17 protein-coding genes are annotated in these 20,442 nt (G+C 68.9%); 10 read left to right on the plus strand and 7 right to left on the minus strand.

Going from position 1 to position 20,442, the window contains the following annotated elements; all coding sequences use genetic code 11:
* Window positions 1-72 precede the first annotated feature (72 nt).
* From ADL03_RS36880 to cobF, 3 genes are read left to right on the plus strand one after another with little or no spacing between them, the layout of a single operon-like run.
* The gene (locus ADL03_RS36880) at window positions 73-729 is read left to right on the plus strand and encodes a DUF2306 domain-containing protein (RefSeq protein WP_053738262.1); all 657 of its coding nucleotides are present in this window, start codon (window positions 73-75) and stop codon (window positions 727-729) included.
* 39 nt (window positions 730-768) lie between these two features.
* Entirely contained in the window at window positions 769-1,404 is a 636-nt protein-coding gene (locus tag ADL03_RS36885; RefSeq protein ID WP_053738263.1) for a peptidylprolyl isomerase, read from the plus strand.
* A gap of 31 nt (window positions 1,405-1,435) precedes the next feature.
* Window positions 1,436-2,179, plus strand: a complete 744-nt coding sequence (gene cobF / locus ADL03_RS36890) for a precorrin-6A synthase (deacetylating) (protein ID WP_053738264.1) — start codon at window positions 1,436-1,438, stop codon at window positions 2,177-2,179.
* Here the strand turns inward: cobF and ADL03_RS46140 are convergent.
* A complete protein-coding gene (locus tag ADL03_RS46140) occupies window positions 2,158-2,340 on the minus strand; it encodes a DUF397 domain-containing protein (protein WP_157529622.1) in 183 nt (60 codons plus the stop codon). The two genes, cobF and ADL03_RS46140, sit on opposite strands and share 22 nt — an antisense overlap.
* 123 nt (window positions 2,341-2,463) lie before the next feature.
* Window positions 2,464-3,321 carry a helix-turn-helix transcriptional regulator gene (locus ADL03_RS36895; protein ID WP_053738265.1) on the minus strand — a complete coding sequence of 286 codons (858 nt, stop codon included), beginning with the start codon at window positions 3,319-3,321 and terminating at the stop codon, window positions 2,464-2,466.
* A 467-nt stretch (window positions 3,322-3,788) separates the two neighbouring features.
* Between ADL03_RS36895 and ADL03_RS36900 the strand changes: the two genes are divergently transcribed.
* On the plus strand, window positions 3,789-5,189 hold the full coding sequence (locus ADL03_RS36900) for a hypothetical protein (protein ID WP_157529623.1): 1,401 nt from the start codon (window positions 3,789-3,791) through the stop codon (window positions 5,187-5,189).
* A gap of 1 nt (window position 5,190) precedes the next feature.
* Here the strand turns inward: ADL03_RS36900 and ADL03_RS36905 are convergent, their stop codons facing one another.
* Together ADL03_RS36905 and ADL03_RS36910 are read right to left on the minus strand one after the other, a co-directional pair.
* Window positions 5,191-7,296, minus strand: coding sequence for a hypothetical protein (locus ADL03_RS36905; protein WP_157529624.1), 2,106 nt, complete (start codon window positions 7,294-7,296; stop codon window positions 5,191-5,193).
* Window positions 7,297-7,560: 264 nt separating this feature from the next.
* Entirely contained in the window at window positions 7,561-8,088 is a 528-nt protein-coding gene (locus ADL03_RS36910; RefSeq protein WP_053738268.1) for a TetR/AcrR family transcriptional regulator, read from the minus strand.
* A gap of 91 nt (window positions 8,089-8,179) precedes the next feature.
* On the opposite strand from ADL03_RS36910, the gene ADL03_RS36915 reads away from it, so the two are divergent.
* From ADL03_RS36915 to ADL03_RS36925, 3 genes are all read left to right on the plus strand, one after another.
* Window positions 8,180-8,995 (plus strand): oxidoreductase, encoded by an 816-nt coding sequence (locus ADL03_RS36915; RefSeq protein ID WP_053738269.1) that lies wholly within the window; start codon window positions 8,180-8,182, stop codon window positions 8,993-8,995.
* Between the two features lie 42 nt (window positions 8,996-9,037).
* Entirely contained in the window at window positions 9,038-9,928 is an 891-nt protein-coding gene (locus ADL03_RS36920) for a helix-turn-helix transcriptional regulator (protein WP_053738270.1), read from the plus strand.
* 176 nt (window positions 9,929-10,104) lie between these two features.
* On the plus strand, window positions 10,105-11,865 hold the full coding sequence (locus tag ADL03_RS36925; protein WP_082373787.1) for an alpha/beta hydrolase: 1,761 nt from the start codon (window positions 10,105-10,107) through the stop codon (window positions 11,863-11,865).
* A 118-nt stretch (window positions 11,866-11,983) separates the two neighbouring features.
* On the opposite strand, the gene ADL03_RS36930 is transcribed toward ADL03_RS36925, so the two are convergent.
* A complete protein-coding gene (locus ADL03_RS36930; protein WP_053738272.1) occupies window positions 11,984-12,679 on the minus strand; it encodes a PP2C family serine/threonine-protein phosphatase in 696 nt (231 codons plus the stop codon).
* A 52-nt stretch (window positions 12,680-12,731) separates the two neighbouring features.
* On the opposite strand from ADL03_RS36930, the gene ADL03_RS36935 reads away from it, so the two are divergent.
* A complete protein-coding gene (locus tag ADL03_RS36935; protein ID WP_197288975.1) occupies window positions 12,732-14,144 on the plus strand; it encodes a class I SAM-dependent DNA methyltransferase in 1,413 nt (470 codons plus the stop codon).
* Window positions 14,145-14,309: 165 nt separating this feature from the next.
* A complete protein-coding gene (locus ADL03_RS36940) occupies window positions 14,310-15,173 on the plus strand; it encodes a serine/threonine-protein kinase (RefSeq protein ID WP_053738274.1) in 864 nt (287 codons plus the stop codon).
* A gap of 602 nt (window positions 15,174-15,775) precedes the next feature.
* On the opposite strand, the gene ADL03_RS36945 is transcribed toward ADL03_RS36940, so the two are convergent.
* Window positions 15,776-16,873 (minus strand): DNA-3-methyladenine glycosylase 2, encoded by a 1,098-nt coding sequence (locus ADL03_RS36945; protein WP_053738275.1) that lies wholly within the window; start codon window positions 16,871-16,873, stop codon window positions 15,776-15,778.
* A gap of 139 nt (window positions 16,874-17,012) precedes the next feature.
* A complete protein-coding gene (locus tag ADL03_RS36950) occupies window positions 17,013-17,726 on the minus strand; it encodes a response regulator transcription factor (protein ID WP_197288976.1) in 714 nt (237 codons plus the stop codon).
* Between the two features lie 210 nt (window positions 17,727-17,936).
* Between ADL03_RS36950 and ADL03_RS36955 the strand changes: the two genes are divergently transcribed.
* Entirely contained in the window at window positions 17,937-20,342 is a 2,406-nt protein-coding gene (locus tag ADL03_RS36955) for a LuxR C-terminal-related transcriptional regulator (protein ID WP_053738276.1), read from the plus strand.
* The last annotated feature ends 100 nt before the right edge of the window (window positions 20,343-20,442 follow it).

Genomic DNA, 20,442 nt, shown 5'->3' on the forward strand with positions numbered 1-20,442 from the left:
TCAGCGAGGTGTCAGCGGGTCACGTCAGCGAGCGGTGCGCGATCGGTCAGCGGCGCTTGGGACGGTGTCGGCATGGTGAGAAAACCTTGGGTGGGACCGTTGGCGTTCATCGTGCTGGCGTTCGTGGCGTTCTCGCTGCCGCCGTACCTGACAGGGGACCGGGCGGCCGCGCGCGTGCAGTCGGACTGGGGCCCGCACTACCCGTTCCTGGTGGTGCACGTCGTCTTCGCGTCCGTGGCCATCCTGACCTGCGTGCCGCAGATCTGGCCGTGGTTCCGCGGCCGTTTCCCGGTGTGGCACCGCAGGTTGGGCCGCGTCTACGTGTGGGGCGGCGTGCTGCCGGCCGGTGTGTCCGCGTTCGTCCTCGGCGTCATGACCCCGTTCGGGCCGGTCGCCTGGAGCAGCAACGTGCTGATGGCCGCGCTGTGGCTGTCGTTCACCTGGCTCGGCTGGCGCACGGCCCGCCGGCGTGAGTTCCGCGACCACCGCAAGTGGATGATCCGCAGCTTCACCCTGACCGTGTCGATCATCTCGAACCGGATCTGGGGCGTGGTGGCGGTGCTCGCCCTGGACGGCCGCGTCCCGGAGGAGCACCTGCCGCAGACGATCGCCGGCATCAGCACGTGGGTGGGCTGGGTCGTGCCGCTGCTGATCTCGCAGTGGTGGCTGGAACGCAAGCCCCGCCGCCGCACCGCACCGGAGCAGCACCGCGACACCATCGGCGTCTGATGCTGACAAGGGGTTTTGCCGCGACTACGGTCGGCCCTCATGAGGCTACTGCTCGCGGTCCTGATGATGGTCGTCCTCGCACCCGCCACCGCCCACGCCGCACCGCCGACCACGCGGTGCGAGTTCATCCCGACGCCGGAGAACCCGGCCGCCCGCCCGGTCCAGCCACCGTCGGCGACCGTGCGCGCCAAGGGCACCGTGAAGGTCACCATCGTCACGAACTACGGCGTGGTGGTCGCGAAGCTGGACCGCGCCAACGCCCCGTGCGGCGTGGAGAACTTCGCCCACCTGGCGCGGAACTGGTTCTACACGATGACGCAGTGCTGGCGGCTCACGGACACGGCGCGGCTGGGCGTGCTGCAGTGCGGTGACATCTACCGCGCCGAGGAGGGCGGCCCCGGCTACCGCTTCGCGGACGAGGTGACCGGCCAGGAGACCTACCCGCGCGGCACCATCGCGTACGGCAACCAGGGACCGGGCACGAACGGCAGCGAGTTCTTCATCGTGCACTCGTTCGCGAACATCAAGCCGGTCTACACGGTGCTGGGCCACGTGACGTCCGGCATGGAGACGCTGGACCGCATCGTGCGGGCCGGCATCGTGCCGCAGCCCGACGGAACCCTCGACGGCGCACCGAAGAAGCCCGTGCGCATCCTGCACGTGCTGGCCGACTAGGCCTCGTACACGCCTGGTCTAGGGTGTCGCCGTGCGAAAGATCCTGGTCATCGGCATCGGCGCGGGCAACCCCGACCACCTCACCCTGCAGGCGGTCAAGGCGCTGCGGACGGTCGACGTCTTCTTCGTGCTCGACAAGGGCGCCGTCAAACAGGAGCTCGTCGACCTCCGCCAGTCGATCCTGGCCGACCACGCGACCGGTCCGTACCGCGTCCTCGAAGGCCGCGACCCCGACCGCGACCGCACCCCCGACAACTACGTGCAGACGATCGAGGCCTGGCGCCGCGACCGCGCCGACGTGTGCGCCGGCCTCCTGGCCCAGCTCGGCCCCGACGAGGTCGGCGCCTTCCTGGTGTGGGGCGACCCCTCGCTCTACGACTCGACCCTCGCGATCCTGGACGACCTGCTCGCCCGCGGCCTGGAGTTCGACGTCGAGGTCATCCCCGGCGTCACCTCCGTGGCAGCGCTGACCGCGGGCCACCGCGTGGCGCTGAACCAGGTCAGCCGCCCGGTGCAGATCACCACCGGGCGCCGTCTCTCCGAGGGCTGGCCCGCGGACGTGGACGACGTGGCCGTGATGCTGGACGCCAAGTACTCCTTCGAGGGCGTCGACCCCGACACGTGGATCTACTGGGGGGCGTACCTCGGGATGCCCGACGAGATCCTCGTGTCCGGGCGGGTCGGGGACGTCGCGCCGCGGATCCGGGAGCTGCGCGAAGAGGCCCGTGCGCGCAAGGGGTGGATCATGGACACCTACCTGCTGCGCAGGACCTGATCGAGAAAACGTGTCCAGTTTCCGACCGGGATGGCGAGCTTTTGTCCATTCCCGTCGAAGCTGTCGCGTATCCAGACGGATTCGTCAGCAAACGCCACTTCGACGCAGTTGCCGGAGTTGCTGTAGGAGCTCGTCCTCCACACCAGTTCGTCGTCCGCCATCGAGCCCCCTCGACCGAAGCGACCACACCGCATTCAGCGTATCGGGATTTCCGCGCCGCGATCAGCCTCCGTCAGAGGGATCATGACTGCTCCGTCCACCTGCACTGAGTGACGATCTGGAATTCAGCCGAGCTCACTGATCACACGGTCGATCACCACCTCCAGTTCCTCGAACGGGACGGAAATTTCCTCCAGCTGGACGAATGCTTCGACAAACTGACTCACCTCTTCGACGTTGTCCTGCAGAATCAGGCCGATGCCGGCGCGATCCAGCGCCGCCACGTGGTCCTGATCATCGCCGGGGAACTCCAGGACGGCGAAGGAGCTGGTACGCAGCCCTGCGTGCGCGCCTACGGAAAACGGCAACAGGTTGATGGTGACGTTGGGCTGCCGACCGATCTCACGCACCCGCTCCAGCTGCGCCTTCATCACCTCCGGTCCACCGAATGGCCGACGGAGCACAGCCTCCTCAAGAATGAAGACGAACTTCATCCCGGCCACAGGGTCAAGAACCGATTGCCGTTTGATCCGCACCTCCATCTTCTGCTCGGCCATCTCGGCGTCGGTGTTGAAGACGTCCAGGATGGCGCGTGCGTAATCGGCAGTCTGCAACTGGCCGGGTAGCACGTCGTCCTGGAATTGACGGATGAAAGAAGCCGACGACTCAAGGCCGATGTATTTGATCATCCCCTCCCCCAGGACCTCGCGGTAGTCGTCCCACCAGGCCCGCTTGCGGCTGGCCTTGCCCATCTCCACCAGCTCGGCGATGGAATCTCGATCTTCGACGCCGTACAGCTGCAGCAGTCCTCTGAGGTCGGTTATGGACAGTCGAACGGCGCCCGTTTCGATCCGGATGACCTTCGAGATCGACCAGTCCATCTCATCGGACACCTGCGCTTGCGTGAGCCCCGCGCTCTCCCTCGCCTTCCGCAGCTCCGCTCGCAGTCGTCGCTGCTGCACGACCGGATTGAGCTCCGGCATAGTCACTGTTCGCCTCCAAAAGGTTGCTACATCGCCAAGTGCCACGTAGCTTTCTGACATGTCTGAGAGAGAATGGTAGCTGACTGCGGCCTGGCAAAGATCGAGAACGGGTCGATGCCGGGTCGCCCAGGAGTGAGTGAGGCACCGTGGCCACACCCGGACCTGCCGAGAGGGATCCGGCCCGCCGCCGTTGGGCGACGCGGCTCCTCCTCGTCGTTCGAATGGCCGTGTCCGTCCTGACCAGCACGTTCACCTTCAACCAGGTCAACAGGGACATGGAGAAGGAGACCCGCGAGGTCACGAAGCACCTGCTGATCGTGGTGCGCACATACACCTCACTCGACCGCGTTAGAGAACTGCTGCACGTCCTCAGGGCCGAGTCGGGCATCGCGATCAAGTTCGTCGTAGAGCCGGGCTCCAAGTTCTCCAGGGCACTGGCGAGGTACCTGGAGGCGGAGGGCGCGCATGTGCTCACGTGGCAGGAAGCCCGCCAACACACATGGGACGCGGTACTCGCCGCGTACATCACGAAGCGGCTCGCGAAAATTCGCGGGCCGCTTTTCGTTATTCCGCACGGAGTGGGTTACAACCGGCGGAGGTTCGCATCCACGAGAGACGACTCGTCCGTCGGACTGTCCCGGTACGAGCACACCTACCAAGGCCGAGCTTTCGCGACGAGGATCGGGCTGTCCCACGAGGAACAGCGCTCGCGCCTCTTCGAGGGCGCGAGGGATCGGGCAGTCGTCATCGGCGACCCGGTTCTGGACAAGCTGGTCGCCAGCGTGGTGCTGGCACCGCAGATCCGCCAGTCGCTGAAGGCCGGTTCACGCCGACTGATCGTGTTCAGCTCCACCTGGGGTCGGTGCTCAGCGCTCCGCAGCGCACAGCGGGACCTGATCAGACACCTGCTCGCGCAACTGCCCGCCGACGAGTACGTGGTCGCGATGTTGCTTCACCCGAACGTGTGGCACGGAGAGAGCGAGGTGGAGATCCGTTCCCAACTCGCCGACGAGATCGACAGCGGTCTCCTGCTGATTGACCACAACACCTGGCAGGCACCGCTCGTCGCCGCTCACCTGGTCATCGGTGACCACGGGTCGGTGACCGCGTACGCGGTGGCGCTCGGCCTCCCCGTGCTGCTCGCCGCCGATGGTGCAACCGAGCTCGACCCCGGCTCCCCCGTGCACGACCTGCACACCGCCCTGCCGCACCTCTGCACCCGATCGGAGCTGCGCTCGCAGATCGAGCAAGCTATCGACAACCACGACCCGACGCTTTGGAAGCCCTATACGACAGAGATCTTCGGGCTTCCTGGCGAGGGGCTCAAGGCAACCCTCGCTGTGCTGTTCGAGCTGATGAAGCTGCCGATGCCGGCCAGGCCTCCTCGTCCCAAACCGGTCAGACTCCCGGAGGTCAAGAAGGGGCAGGAGATCACCTCCTACCGGGTCTCGGTGCAACTCGACCAGGACTGCGCCAACGGAACGGTCGAGCGATATCCGGAGCTCGTTTCCACCGCCGACGACGTGCCGGGGTCAGTGATCGTCTCCTGTCACCGCGAGGTCGACCAGACGGTCAAGGACAACGCCGAAATCTTCGTCCGGGACGACCCGATACCGGTCGAGGAGGCTGAGCACTGGATCCGTGCCTGCCTCGCCGACTGCCCTGGCACAGCTCTCTCCGCCGCCGCCCTCACGGGCGGCGGTTGTGTGCTGATGTTTCGCGAGGACACCTGCTTCATCACGGCGCGCGGTGACCCGTTCGTCGTAGCGGCTGTGGTGTACCAACGTCGGATCAGCGGCTGTCCCGACACTCCGGTGGAGGTGGTGGTCACCATGGGAGGCTGGCCGCACACCGTCGTGGTGACGTGACTCAGTCGTCGCTCTCGACGCGGCGACCGGCTTCGAGCCACTGCCAGACCTCGGCACTTCGCGGATTCCCCGCAGCCACGTACAGGCGGTAGAGACGTTCCGCTGTCGACTTGAAAAGGCCGCGGTCGTTCTCCGCCTGTGCCACGCTGAGAAGTTCCTCGAGGGCCTGCGCCTCTTTCACGGGCTGCTTGCGCTCGTGCGTGACCCGCGCCGCCGACTGGAGCTCACTGCGGGCGTCACGGAACTTGCGCAACCTCGAATAAGCCGTCCCCAACGCGATGCGCACCCTGGCCTCAGTGAGGTCTTCGTTCCGCATGCCTGCCACAGTTCGCAGCGCCTCGGTCAGCACGGGCACTGCTTCATCGGCATGTTGGGCACGCACGAGCACGTCACCGAGTTGGTAAGACTGCATGACGAACGCACGATCGTCGCCCGCGGCAAGCTGATCGTCCACCAGTCGGCGAAAGACGTCCACTGCTTCCGGGTAAAGCTGTTGCTCCCGGTAGAGGAGACCACGCGACTCCATCAGGACTGCTTTGACACGGTCGTCTACCGCTGCGATCGCGGCAGCCTGGTCCAGCTGTTGGGCAGCCAAAGCGAAATCACGCATCTCGATGTGGGCACGGGCCAGCCTGTTCCGCATGTGTGCTTCGACGACAGAATTTCCGGTTGATTGCGCCGCAGCGAGGCCAAGGCGATGGACTTCGATCCAGTCTGAATAGTGCTTTCTGCTGTGGTAAAAGGACCACAGCGAATCACACATCCGCCACACGGTCTCATACCACCGCATGGTTGCCGCCGTGCGCATTGCCGCAAGCAGGTTCGGCCGTTCGGCGTCCAGCCAGCGCATGGCGTCTGCCGCGTCGAATTGCATCGTCCACTCGTCGATGTCCGGTTCCGCGAGGCGCCAGCGGTTGCCCATCATGGTCACATCAGCGGCAGCCGCACCGAGCGCGAACCACGTGACGATGCGCCGCTCGACCTCGTCCCGCTGATCCCGATCCAGTTCGGCGTCGAACCGCCTTCTGGCGTGCAGAGCGATCAGCTCGTGGAACTGGAACCGGTCGTCACCGATGTCGGTGAGGAGGTTCGCCGCGCACAGGGACTCCAGGCGCGGCTCGACGGTGTCGCGATCCAGCCCGGCGGCGACGGCGGCTGCGTCGAGCGAGAAGTGCGGACCCGGATAGCCACCCATGACGAGGTAAAGCCGACGTGCTTCGTGAGGGAGCTCCTCGTACGCCAGGTCGAACATCTGTCCCACCGAACTGCCCTCCCCTTCGAGCGCCAACCGATCCAGCCGTTTCGCGCCGTCGGAGAGGTGCCTCACCAACCGGGCGACCGGCCATCGTCGGTGCTGGGCCAGCCCAGCGCCGGCTACTCGCAGCGCGAGCGGCAGCCCCGCGCACAGCTCCACGAGCTGGTGAAAGGCCGGACGGTCGTCCTCGATCCGCGCCGACGGGACGATCCCGGTCATCAGGTTCGCGCTGTCGGCCTCGTCGAGCGGGTTCAGATCGATGAACTCCGCTCCATCGAGGGACAACCCGGCAAGGCGGTGCCTGCTGGTCGCGATCACGACACTGCCGGACGCCGCCGGGACGACCGAGCGCACCTGCGCGGGCTCGTCCGCTCCATCCAAGAGCACGAGGACAGGTTCTTGCGCGGTGCGGCTGCGGAACAGCGCGATCCGCTCCGCTCGGGTGGCCGGGATGTACGGTTCGAGGACGCCGAGCGCTCGCAGGAACACCGAGACCACGTCACTGACGCCGACACCGCGGCGACCGCGGTACTCCGCCAGGTCCGCGTAGAGCAGACCTGCAGGGAATCGAGCCCGGTTGGCATGTGCCCACCGGACGGCGGCGGCACTCTTACCCACTCCGGCCATGCCGCTCAACACGAACAATATCGGCCCATGCTCGTGTTTGCCCATTGCGTGATCCATCGCCCGCAACGCGTCGACGCGATCAACGAAGTTGTTGATGACCGGCGGAAGCTGCATCGGTCGATGTTCCCGGTCGACACCCGGCGAAACCAGTGTTACGCAGCCGATTTGCCCAGCCTGGACAACTTGCCCGTGGACAGCTCCGGCGATGTCATTGCGCACGGTCATGCGTGCCCCCCGGCCACCTGAGCGTTGCCGTCCAGTGTCACCCCTGAGCCCTCCCAGGTGCGTTTTCGCCGGCCTGGCGATTACCGCCGGGTTCACCCGATCAGCGGTTTCTGGCTCCTTGGAACAGATCCACCAATCAGCCGCTTACATCCGGGATCGTGCTTAGGGCAATCATCGTTACACCCCGAACGCAATTACCCAAGGGTACGGTTGCACAGTCACCCCCTTGGTGGCTCTCGCGAATGTGAAAGATCGTGAGCGAATCTATCCGGCGATCAGCTTCGCGACAGCGCGAACGACCAGGTCACGACTGGCGACCGGCGTCGAGAACGCCAGGATCGACATGTGCACCACCACCCCGAGCAGCTCCTCGGCGGTGAACTCGCGCGGCAGCTCCCCGCGTTCCTGCGCCGCGGCGACCGCGGCCACCTTCGCCACGTGCGCCTCCCCCTCCGCCTTGCTGACCGCCTCGAACCCGTTCTCCAGCCGGTGGTACCCGGCGAGACTGAGCAGCTCGGGCTGCCGCTCATAGGTGTCGAAGAGCCGTCCCGCGTATCCGGGCAGGTCGTCGGGCGTGATGGGGACGGCCTCGACCACCCGCGTGATCTGGATCTTCAGGACCTCGTCGAACAGGTCCTCCTTGCTGCCGAAGTAGGCGTAGATCATCGCCTTGTTGCAGCCGGCCTTCGCCGCGATCCGGTCGACGCGCGCGCCTGCGATGCCGTGCGCCGCGAACTCGGCGAGTGCCGCTTCCAGCAGCTTCGCCTTGGTTGCTTCCCTGTCCCTCACCACGGGACCATTCTAACCAACTAGTTGGTTGACAGTCGACCAGTCGCGTGGTTGCCTGGATTTAGCAACCAACCGGTTAGTTAGGAGCGTGGACATGAAGGTCGCACTGGTCACGGGCGCGTCGTCGGGGATCGGCGAGGCGACGGCACTGGCGTTGCACGAGGCCGGGTACACGGTCTACGCGGCGGCGCGGCGGACGCAACGGATGGAGGGCCTGGCTCAGCGCGGCATCAGGGTGCTCGCCATGGACGTCACCGAGGACGGGTCGATGGTCGCCGGCGTCGAGCGGGTGATCGCGGAGGCCGGGCGGGTCGACCTGCTCGTGAACAACGCCGGCTACGGGTCGTACGGGGCGTTCGAGGACGTGCCGCTGGCGGAGGGCAGGTACCAGTTCGAGGTCAACGTCTTCGGGCTGGCGCGGCTGGTGCAGCTCGTCGTGCCGCACATGCGCGCGGCGGGTAGCGGGCGGATCGTCAACGTGTCGTCGGTCGGCGGGCGGATCTACGAGCCGCTGGGCGGGTGGTACCACTCGACGAAGTTCGCGGTGGAGGGGTTGAGCGACTCGCTGCGGCTGGAGCTGAAGCCGTTCGGGATCGACGTCGTGGTGATCCAGCCGGGTGCGATCAAGACCGAGTGGGGCGGCATCGCGGTGGAGAACCTGAGGAAGACGTCCGGGCAGGGCGCCTACCGCGACCAGGTCAAGGCGCTGGCGGCGTTGTTCTCGCAGACCGAGCGCGGGTCGGAGCCGCGGGTGATCGCGGACGTGATCGTCACGGCGGCACGGGCGCGGCGGCCGCGGACGAGGTACGCGGCGGGGTTCGGTGCGCGGCCGATCCTGTTCGCGCGCAGGGTGCTGCCGGACCGGGCGTTCGACGCGCTCTTCCTCGGGGCGATGCGGCGGTTCGCCTGATCGTGGCAGGTACCTTCGGTTCAGAAGACCGGAGGGGGCGGGGTGCGCGGGGGATTGTCGGCGGAGGCCGAGCAGCTGTACCTGGCGCTGTTGCGCGGCGAGCGGGCGGGTGCTGGTGCGGCGCTGGAGGAGCTCGAACGGGTCGGGCTCACCCGCGGTGGTCACGTGCGGCCGCCGCGGTCGGCGTTGGCGGCGATCGCGTCCGAGCACGAGGTGGCCGCGTTGCGGGCGCGGGAGACCGCCGAGGTGCTGGCGCGGGCCTACGCCGGGCGGGGCGGGGTGGACTCCGACTTCGTCGAGGTGCTCGGGGACGCGGGCGAGGTGATCGCCGCGTTCGAGGAGATGCAGGGCCAGGCCAAGACCGAGGTGCGGGCGCTGGACCCCGGTTCGTATCTGAGCCCGCAGCCCGAGGCCAGTCCCGCGCAGCCACCCGCGCTGGCCCGTGGGGTCGCGTACCGGGTGGTGTACGAGTCGTCGTTGCTGCAGGACCCGCAGGGGTTCGCGTCGGTGCGGCAGAGCATCGCGGTCGGTGAGCAGGCGCGGGCGTTTCCCGGGGTGCCGTTGAAGCTGGTCGTGGCGGACTCCGACCGGGCGTTGATCGCGGTGCCGACGGTGGCGGGCGGGAACGTCGTCGCGCTGCTCATCCACCCGTCCGTGTTGCTCAGTGCGTTGATCGAGCTGTTCGAGGCGTTCTGGCGGATGGGCGTGCCGATCACCGCCGGTGGTCAGGACAACGTCGAGGCGGAACCGACGTTGGCGACGCACCGGCTGTTGTCCCTGCTCAGCGCAGGCCTGACGGATGAGTCGATCGCGCGGGAGCTCGGGGTCAGCGACCGGACCGTGCATCGGCGGGTGAGCCGGCTGCAGCAGTTGCTGGGTGCGCAGACGCGGTTCCAGCTCGGGGTGCAGGCGTCACGGCGTGGCTGGCTTTGATCACCCTGGGTCAGTTTCACCAGCTTGTTCATCACTCTGGGGAACCAATTGGTGACGGAATCCAGACATGGCGACTTTCTGCCATCACCCAGACGTGTTAAACGGCGTTGAAAACCCTTCTCCTGCTCTGAAGGCACGGGCTCATCAGGCCGTGCGGGGGCAGGAAGGGATCCACAGTGACGAAGACTCTCAGAGTCGCGCTGGTCGGGGCGCTCGCCGTCTCGGCCATCGCACTCGCACCGGGTGCGCAGGCCGCGCCGAAGGCGGACCCGGACACGGCGGCGCTCGCGGGCGCGCTGACCACCCAGGCGATCGCGTGGGAGGAGTGCACCTTCCCCGGCGTCGCGGAGGAGACGGTCAAGCAGTTCAAGACCGTCAAGGGCCTCGCGTGCGCCACGGTCAAGGTGCCGCGCGACTGGCACAACCCGCAGGACGGCAACACGATCGACCTGCGCGTCTCGAAGACCGCGACCGCCTACAAGGGCACGGCCCGCCAGGGCATCGCGCTGGTCAACCCCGGTGGCCCCGGCGGCTCCGGCCTGCCGTGGGGTGCGGCGATGGCCCTGCGCGCGCCGGTGCTCGCGAGCCAGTACGACTTCATCGGGTTCGACCCGCGTGGCGTCGGCCTGTCCACGCCGCTGCAGTGCAGCTACACGGTCCCGAGCTCGACCGACGAGGACGTGCTGAACCGCGCGAAGGTCCAGGGCTGCCTGGCGAACCCGCTCACGCAGTTCATCACCACCGAGCAGACCGCGTACGACATGGACTTCATCCGGGTGCTGCTCGGCGAGAAGAAGACCTCGTACATCGGCTACTCCTACGGCACGTGGCTCGGCACCTGGTACGCCACGGTGTTCCCGGGCAAGGTGCACCGCTTCCTGCTCGACTCGGCCGTCGACGCGTCGCAGACCACGCTCGAGAAGACGTGGGACCTGCAGCCGCGCAGCCGTGACCGGCAGTTCCAGGAGGCGCTGCTGCCCTACGTCGCGCGCAACAACGCGATCTACGAGGCGGGCACCGACCCGTTCGAGATCCGCAAGAAGTGGGAGCAGGCGGGCGGCACGCGCGACTTCCTGGGCCAGCTGTTCACCGCGTGGTTCATCATCCCGGCGATGTACGACACCACCCAGTACGAGGTCGCGGCGTCCGCCGTGGCGACCGTCGCCGGCACCGTGACCGAGGGCACCGACGCCCAGCGCGTCGAGGCGCTCGTCGCGAAGATGCTGTCCCGGCCGGGTCTGTCGCCGCAGAACGCGGAGTTCATCACGAAGGCCAAGGCCAACGCGCTGGCCGCCATCGCGAAGAAGGAGCGCGTCGCGGTCAAGTCCACCACGGCGGCGGCCGAGGTGGAGACCTGGGACGCGACGTTCGAGGCGATCCGCTGCCAGGACGGCCAGTGGAACCAGAACCTGCAGTACTGGCACTACTGGAAGGCCGACCTGACCGTGAACGCGCCGTTCATCGCGCCGTTCATGAGCACGCCGCTGTGCGCGTACTGGCCGACCAAGAACTCGAAGCCCGCGCCGGACAAGAAGACCTTCCCGCGGCTGCTGATGGCGCAGAGCGAGCTCGACGCGGCGACGCCGTACGAGGCCGGCCTGGCCACGGCGAAGGCGCTGCCGGGCGCGAAGCTGATCAGCGTCGACAACGAGGGCTCGCACGGCCTGTTCCCGTACAACACGGACTGCGTCGACGACCCGATCACGTTCTACTTCCAGACCGGTGCGACGCCGCGCAAGCAGTTCACCGGCTGCCAGGCGCTGCCGTTGCCGGCGGAGACCGAGACGTTCCAGGTGGGCGGCACGCTCTCCACCGGCAAGGTGAAGATCAAGATGATCACGCCGGCCGTGAAGAAGGCCAACAAGATCGTGAAGGACCTGTTGAGCTCGTCGTCCACCGCGCAGGCGGACGAGTCGGGCATGCCTTCGAACATCTGATGTGCTGATCGACGTCGTGGCCCTCGGGAGACATCCCGGGGGCCACGGCCTTTTCCGGCGCTGTCGGCACTTCTAGCGCCGCCAACGGCTCCGATGCTGTCGGCACTTCCGTGCGCTTCTAGCGCTGCCACCACTTCTTGCGGACCACGTCCGTGATCACGCAGGTGATGTTGTCGGGGCCGCCGTTGCCGTTGGCCAGCGCCACAAGCTGCCAGGCGGCCTCCGTGCCGTCCGGTGTGGACATCAGGACCTCGTGGACGTCGGCGAGGTCCGCGTAGTCGGTGAGGCCGTCGCTGCACAGCAGGTAGCGGTCGTCCAGGTGCGCCTGGTGCCAGGAGAGGTCCGGGTCGTGCGAGTTGCCGGACTGCAGGGCCCGCAGCACGTATGCGCGACGCGGGTGGCCGGCGGCCTGTTCCGGTGTCAGCCGGCCGGCGTCGACGAGAGCCTGCACCATGGTGTGGTCGTGGGAGAGCTGGCGCAGCTCGCCCTCCCTCAGCACATACGCGCGGGAGTCGCCGATGTGGGCCAGCTGGAAGGCGAGACCCTCCCAGCGCATCGCCGTGAGCGTGGTGCCGGTGCCCTGCGGGGCCTCCTCATCAAGCCTGCGCGCGATCTCCGCCACGGCCGGGCCGAGGTCGCCCTGCCAGTGCGCGAGGACGTCCACCGCGATCGCGCTCGCGAGCTCGCCGTGCTCGTGGCCGCCCATCCCGTCGGCCACGGCCTGCAGGTCGGCGCGGACGTACACCGAGTCCTCGTTCTGCTCACGGACCAGCCCGGGATCGGTGGCCACGGCGATGCGCAGCTCGTGTGTCATGACACCAGTAGATCACTTGTGAAGTCACTTCACAAGCAATACGGTTGTGAACATGGATGAGACGGTGAACGCCGGTGACATAGCGCGCCTGGCAGACGTCGGCCGTGCGGCCGTGTCGAACTGGCGCCGGCGCTTCGAGGACTTCCCGGTTCCCGTCGGCGGCACGGCCTCCAGTCCGTTGTACCTGCTGCGCGACGTGGAGGCATGGCTGCGTCGCAACGGCAAGCCGTTCCGCGTCTCCCCCGCCGACCGCATCTGGACCCAGCTCCGCACCGTCGACGACCTCAAGCTCGGTCCCGCGCTGCTGGCGGTGGAGGCCGACGCGGCGACGTTCGAGTTCCTCCACGAGCGGTACGCGGCCGCCCACTCCCGCCTGCTGAACCCGACCCCGCCGGAGATCGCGCGGTTGATGATCTCCCTGACCGAGGCCCACGACGGCACGGTCACCGATCCCGCGTGCGGCACCGGCTCGTTGCTGAAGCTGGCCGGCGCGCGCCGCAAGGTCGGCCAGGAGCTCGACCCCGTGCTGGCCGCGATCGCTCGCCGCCGCATGCCCGACGCCTTCGTGGTGGACGGTGACTCGTTGCGCCACAACGGCATCATCGAGAAAGCCGACGCCGTGCTGTGCGACCCGCCGTGGCACGACCGCGGGTGGGGCCACGAGGAGCTGATCGGCGACCCGCGCTGGACCCACGGCCAGCCCCCGCGCGGCGAACCCGAGCTGGCCTGGGCCCAGCACTGCCTGTCGCTGGCCAAGCCCGGCGCGTCCGTCGCGATCCTGATGCCTTCCGCCGCGGCCTCCCGCCGGGCAGGCAAACGCGTGCGCGGCAACCTCCTGCGCGCCGGCGCCGTGACCGCGGTGATCACCGTGCAACCCGGCCGCGACCTGTGGCTGCTGCGCCACCCGCACCCGAGCGACCGCGCGCCGGAACACGTGACGCTGCTCGACTCCCCCGACTCGGTCGACCTGCCGGAGTCGCTCGAACCGAACACCCGCGTGCTCGACCTGCTCGACGACGACGTCGACCTGAGCCCCGGCCGCCTGCGCGGCCAGCACGGCCGCGCCTACGTCGAAAGCCGCGCGAAGTACGCGATGCCCGATCCCCCGGAACTCCACGACCGCGCCCTCCCCCCGATGACCACCATCGGCGACCTGCTCCGCGCGGCCCCCGGCTCGCACGTGGTCACCTCCCCGACCGGCGCGACCTACGAGATCGATCCCACCCGCCTCGACCCCGACTACCTGGCGGGCCTGCTACGCGCCGCGCTCGCCCGCACCCCCACCGGCTCGACCCGCCTGGACGTCCGCCGCACCCAGGTCCCCTCACTCCCACTCGACGAACAACGCCGGTACGGCCGCGCCTTCTCCCAGCTCAGGGCCCTGGAGTCCAGCCTGGAGGGTGCCGCCGAACTGGTCCGTCTGGGCTACAATGGCCTACTGGGTGGTCAGATCGGCCCGGCGTAGGAACCCACCACAAATGAACACGCACCGTGACCAAGCTTCACCCGATCAGGACGTCCGGATCCGCCGCCTCGTCCGCCTCGCTAATGAGGAAACGCGCGGACCCAGCGCCCCGGTCCCCCACGCGGACCAGCTCAGCCCGTCGCCGCCGCCGGTTAGGCTGCGCCGGTGCTGATCGCCGACCGCTACGAGATCGACGACCTGCCGCTGGGCCGGGGAGGCATGGGCGCCGTGCACCGCGGCCGCGACCTGCGCCTGGATCGCCGCGTGGCGGTGAAACTGCTGCAACTCCCCGGCAGCGACGACGAGGTCCAGCAACGCTTCACCCGCGAGGCCCGCATCGTGGCGAAGCTCGAACACCCCGGCGTCCCGGTGCTCTACGACTTCGGCACCCACGACCAACGCCTGTTCCAGGTGATGCAGTTCGTGGACGGCGTCACCATCGCCGACCTGGTCGACGAGTTCGGCCCGCTGCCCGAGCCGTGGGCCGCCAACATCGCCGCCCAGACCGCGGCCGTGCTCGCCGCGGCCCACGACCACGGCATCTGCCACCGCGACCTCAAGCCCACGAACCTGATGCTCAGCCCCGACGGCGCCGTGAAGGTGCTCGACTTCGGCCTGGCCCTGCTGCGGGAGAGCGACGTGGCCCCGTTCAGCCGAGCCGGCCAGATCCTCGGGACCCCGTCGTACATGGCACCCGAGCAGATCCAGCGCGGCGTCGCCGAGCCGCGCAGCGACCTGTACGCGCTGGGGTGCGTGCTGCACGAGATGCTGACCGGCGAGCAGCTGTTCACCGGGCCGACGGCGTACGCGGTGTTCGAGCGGCACGTGCGGGAGGTGCCGCGGGCCGTTGCGGGTGGGCTCAACGGGGTGGTGCAGCGGTTGCTGGCCAAGGAGCCGGAGGGGCGGCCGGGGTCGGCTCGGGAGGTTTTTGAGGCGTTGCAAGGGGTTTCGGGGGACTTGAGGCCGTTGCCGGGGTTTGTGGCCGAGGGGTCGACGGCGACGATGTATGCGAACGTGCAGCGGCGGTAGAGGGGCCGGGCCGTGAGTGACCTGTTGCCTGGCGGAACTGTTGCAGAGCGCGGGTGAGCCACAGGTGGCGGGGCCGGCGCTGAGGGCGGTTGCGCCACAGGTGAGGCGGCTGCTGAGGGCGGGTGCGCCACTGGTGGCGGGGGCGTGGCACAGGTGGCCGGGCGTGGCACAGGTGGAGCGACGCGAATAGCTGGGCGCGGGAAACTCCTGGCAGCGCGGAGACGGTTGAGCGGCACGAAACGCTCGCATGGCGCCAAAACGGATACCGCGACCCCAGCTCAAGCGGTGTGAGGCATGCGATGCGGGGCAAGCGGTGCGGGGCGAGTCCACGCAGCGCGAGCCCACCCGGCGCAACGACAAGCGCGGCCCGAGCCCCACGCATACGAACATGCGCCAGCGCCGAACACAGAGCGGCATCGACCACAGGACGGCATCAAGCACCAGCACCGCACCAACCAGGCAGCACAGGCCCCAAGGCGGCAACAAGCACAGGGCGGCACCGGCCCCACGGAAGCACCGAGCACAGGACGCCCACCAATCACAGAACGACACCGAACACAAAACGCCACCAAGCCGAGAACAGCACCAAGCGCCGGGCGGCGTCACAACGGGATGCGGTTCACCTCGTGATCCCCGGTCGCCCACAGGTGCTGCACGGCGTAGGACCGCCAAGGCCGCCAAGCATCGGCACGGCGGGTCAGTGCGGCCGGAGTCGTCGGCAGGCCGAGTGACGCGGCGGCCAGTTTGATGCCGAGGTCGGTGGGCAGGAAGGCGTCGGGGTCGCCGAGGGCGCGCATTGCGATGGATTCCACGGTCCACGGGCCGAAGCCGGGGAGGGCGTGGAGGGTGGCGCGGACGGTTGTGGGGTCGGCGGTGGGGGTGAGGTCCACTTCGGACTCCAGGGCTTCGAGCAGGGCGGTCATGGTGGTGCGGCGGGAGGTGGGGACGGCCAGGGCTGCCGGGTCGAAGGACAGGGGGAAGAGGTGCAGGTCGGCCACCGGGGTGCCGAAGCGTTGCACCAGGCGGGCGGCGTGGGTGCGGGCGGCCGCGGTGGAGACCTGTTGGCCCAGGACGGCTCGGATCGCGAACTCCGGGCCGTTGACGGTGCGGGGGACGCGGCGGCCGGGGGCCTTGAGCACCAACGGTTTCAGCAACGGGTCCTGGGCGAGGTCCGTGTCGATGGTGTCGGGGTCTGCGTCGAGGTCGAGGAGGAAGCGGCACTGGGCCACGGCGGTGGCCAGGTCGCGGGGGTCGGAGAGGGAGAAGAGGGCCGCTATGTGGTCGGGGCGCGGGGTGAGGGCCGCTATCGCCGGGCCGTGGGGGAGGCGGAGGGTGCGGCGGGAGGGGTTGTCGCGCCATTCCTCCACTCCGGGGACGGCGGTGGCGATCAGGTGGCCGAAGAGGTTGTCGGGGTGCAGCGGCGGGCGGAACGGCAGGCGCAGCGGGACCTGGTGGGTGAGCGGGCCGAGTGGGGGTAGGGCGCGGCCGGCGGTGAAGGCTCGGGAGAGGGTGCGGGCGTCGGCGCCCAGTGCGGTTGTGAGGTGGTGTCGCAAGTGGCTGGTGGTGCAGCCCAGGTGCGCCGCCAGTGCGGTGGTGCCGACGTGGTCGAGGAAGCCGTCGGCGAGCAGAAGTGTTGCGCGCGCAACGAGATCGTCGGGGCTGTGAACCGCGGGAGGGCGCGCCGACGTGAAGTGGTGCATGCCGTCAACACTGCACCACGGCGGCGCCGAACGCTGGCGGGAAAGGGACATCCTTCTGACGGGGCCAACCGGGTGACCTGCTTCGCGATGCGAACGGGCCTGGATACGCTGGCTGCTACGCCGTTGCAGCAGGACCAGATCAGCAGGGAAGGGCGGCGTCGCGTGCGATGAGGGCGGCTTGGACGCGGTTGTCGCAGCGCAGTTTGGTCAGCAGGCGGCTGACGTGGGCCTTGATCGCCCCCTCCGACAGGTACATGAGGCGTGCGATGCGGGCGTTCGCCATGCCCTGCGCGAGGTACACCAGCACCTCCTGCTCCCGCCGGGTGAGCAGGCTGATGCGGTTGCGCGCGGCGTCGCGGCGTTCCGAGTCGGCGCCGGTGAAGTGGTCGACGAGGGCGCGGGTCGCGGACGGGGAGAGGACCGCCTCGCCGGCCGCGACGGCGCGGACGGCGTTCACCAGCGCGTCGGGCTCGCCGTTCTTGAACAGGAAACCGGCGGCTCCCGCGCGCAACGCGGGAAACAGCAGTTCTTCCGTGTGCGGAGTACACAGCATGATCACCTGTGTACCGGGTACATGCCTGCGGACCATGCGCACCGCGGCCAGGCCCTCCATGCCGGGCATCGCGGCGTCCATCAGCAGGACCTGCGGGCGGTGCCGGCGGGCGAGCTCCAGTGCGCCGCTGGCGTCGCAGGCCTCGCCGGCCACCGTGATGGTGCCGGTGCGCTCCAGCACGCCGCGGACGCCGGTGCGGATCAGCACCTCGTCGTCGGCGATGCCGACGGTGATCGTGCGCGGTTTGTTCACCAGCTGCAGACCGCCGTTCGCCCACGAGGACGCAGTGCTCGTCGCCACCGTCATACGCACTCCCTGTCAGACCGGACCAGTCACCAGTTTGTCCCCGAACGAGGACCTCGGGAAGGCAGGCATAACAAGCGCCGGGCGAACCGTCTCGCGCACCGCGAGGTGTAACGGGTTGCACGCGGCAACGCCCTGCCCTCCACCTGCGGTAACACCGGTCCGAGACGGTGACGGCCTGCCGTTACGGCTGGAGGAGACACGCCCATGACCAGCACCGGACGTTGTGCCCTGTGCACCGGCGCGCTGCCTCCCGCGACCTCGGACCAGCGCAGGTCCTACTGCTCCAACGCCTGCCGCCAGAGGGCGTACCGGCGGCGGGCGAGCGCGGCCGCCCCCACGCCCGCGACCAGGCAGAACCTGCGGGTGCTGGCGAACCTGCCCGCGGCGCGGGACGCGTTCGTCGGGCGTCAGCAGGAGCTCGCGAAGCTCGACCAGCTGATGCGCCGGCACCGTCTCGTCACACTCGTGGGCAGCGCGGGTGCGGGCAAGACGCGGCTCGCGCTGGAGGCGACTGGCCGGTTGCGGCGCGGCCGGACGGACCGGGTGCTGCTCGTCGAGCTCGGCGGGGTCACCGACTGCGCCGACGTCATGCCGGCCGTCGCCCACGCCCTCGGTGTCGAGCGGTCGGACGAGCCGTTGCGCGACACGGTGCTCGAAACGCTCGTGAACATGAAGGTCGTCGTGGTCCTTGACAACTGCGAGCACCTCCTCGACACGTGTGCCGAGTTCGTGGACCTGCTGCTGAACCGCTGCCCCGGCGTCCGGGTGCTCGCGACGAGCCGGGAGGTGCTGTGGATCAGCGGTGAGGTGAGCTTCCACGTCGAGGGCCTGCAGGTGCCGTCGACGGACCGCGACCTGGTCACGATGGCCGCGCCGCGCTCCGAGGCCGTGAAGCTGTTCGTGGAACGCGCGCGGGAGCGCAAGCCCGACTTCCGGCTCACGGCGGAGAACACCACCGCGGTCGCCCTGCTGTGCGCACGGCTCGAAGGCATGCCGCTGGCGATCGAGCTGGCCGCGCGCTGGGTGCAGCTGCTGCCCGTGACGGACATCTGCGACCGGATGGACGAGCCGCTGGAGCTGCTCACGCTGGGCTGCCGCAAGTCCCCGGCGCGGCAGCGGTCGCTGCGCGAGGCGATCGACTGGAGCTACCGGCTGCTGGAGCCGGACGAGCGGTTCGTGCTGCGCAGGCTCAGCGTGTTCGACGGCGGTTTCGACCTGGCCGCGGCCACGGAGGTCTGCTCGACGGAACGGTCGGCGGAACCGGTGCTGGACGTGCTGTCGCGGCTGCAGGCCAAGTCGCTGCTGACGGCGGTGCCGGGCACCACGCGGTTCCGGCAGCTGGAGCCGGTTCGCCTGCACGCCAGGGAGAAGCTGGTGGTGGCGGGTGAGCTGGACGTGGCGTTCGAGGCGCTGGCGCGCTGGTTCACCGACCTGTCGGACGTGCTGATCACCGCGCCGCTGTCGATGCCGGCCGACGTGCAGGACAAGCTCGACAACCACGTCGACAGCCTGCTCGGCACGGTCGAGTGGGCGGCGGACCGCGGCGACGAACGGCTGCTGCTGCTCACCTCGGCGCTGGCCGCCTGCGCCGCGCGCAGCGGCCGGCTCGGGCAGGCCAGGATCATGCTGCGCGACGCGTTGCGCCGTCCGTCCACAAGGGACGACTACCGGTGCGTGGCGCTCAACCACGCGGCCAGGTTCGCCGCCGAGCAGGGTGATCACGACGAGGCCGTCGAGCTGTCCGGTGAGGCGTCGCGGCTGGTGCGCGGCATCGGGAACCCGGCGCTGGTGCTGAGCTGCCGCAGCACGCTCGCGGCCGTGCAGCAGTCGAGCGGGCAGTGGGAGGCGTCGGCGGTGAACAACACCGAGTGCCTGCGCGTGGCCGAGCTGCTCGGTGAACCCCTTGCGCGCGCGACCTGTCTGGTCGACCTGGCGCGCACGGCGTTGTCGCTGGGCAAGCACGAACGCGCCGAGAAGGCGGTCATGAAGGCGTTGCCGATCTCGCGCACCTCGGGGGTGCCCGCGCGCATCGCCGGCGCTCTCAACACCCGCGGCGCCATCGCGTTGATGCAGGGCGACCTGGAGGAGGCGACGCACGCGTTCCAGGAAGCGCTGCGGATGGACGGGATGAACCCGTTGAGCGCGCCGGACGCCTTGGAAGGCCTCGCGATGGCGGCGTTGCTGCGCGGTCAGGCCGAGCGCGCGCTGCGGCTCGAAGCGACCGGACGGGCCATGCGCCGGTCAGTCGGCGTGGTGCCGAACCCTTTTTGGGCGGAAAAGGTCGCCGGAGCCATGCGCACCGCACGGCTGATGCTGCCCGTGCCGCGCGCGGAGGCGGCCGCGACACCGTTGACGGCCACGGAGATCGAGGCGTTCATCCAGGACGAGGTGTGGCTGGACCGCACCGAGGCCGCGCACGACGAGCTGGACGACCACGAACGACGGGTGATCGCGCTCCTCGCCACCGGCCTGACGAACCAGCAGATCGCGAACCGGCTGAACGTGTCGGTGCGCACGGTGGCGTCGAGGCTGCAACGGCTGCGCGACAAGCTCGGGCTGCGGAGCCGGGAGGACATCGCCGCGTGGGGTGCCGAGCGCGCGATCGGCTGACGACCGGCCCGCGCTGTAAAGGTTTGCGCGCTGTTGACCGTGCGTAGACGACACCCTGAAATCGGACATCTGAACCGCATCAGCTCTACTCCATTCGAGT

It is taken from the genome of Nocardia sp. NRRL S-836 (genome assembly GCF_001279525.1).
Classification (GTDB): domain Bacteria; phylum Actinomycetota; class Actinomycetes; order Mycobacteriales; family Pseudonocardiaceae; genus Lentzea.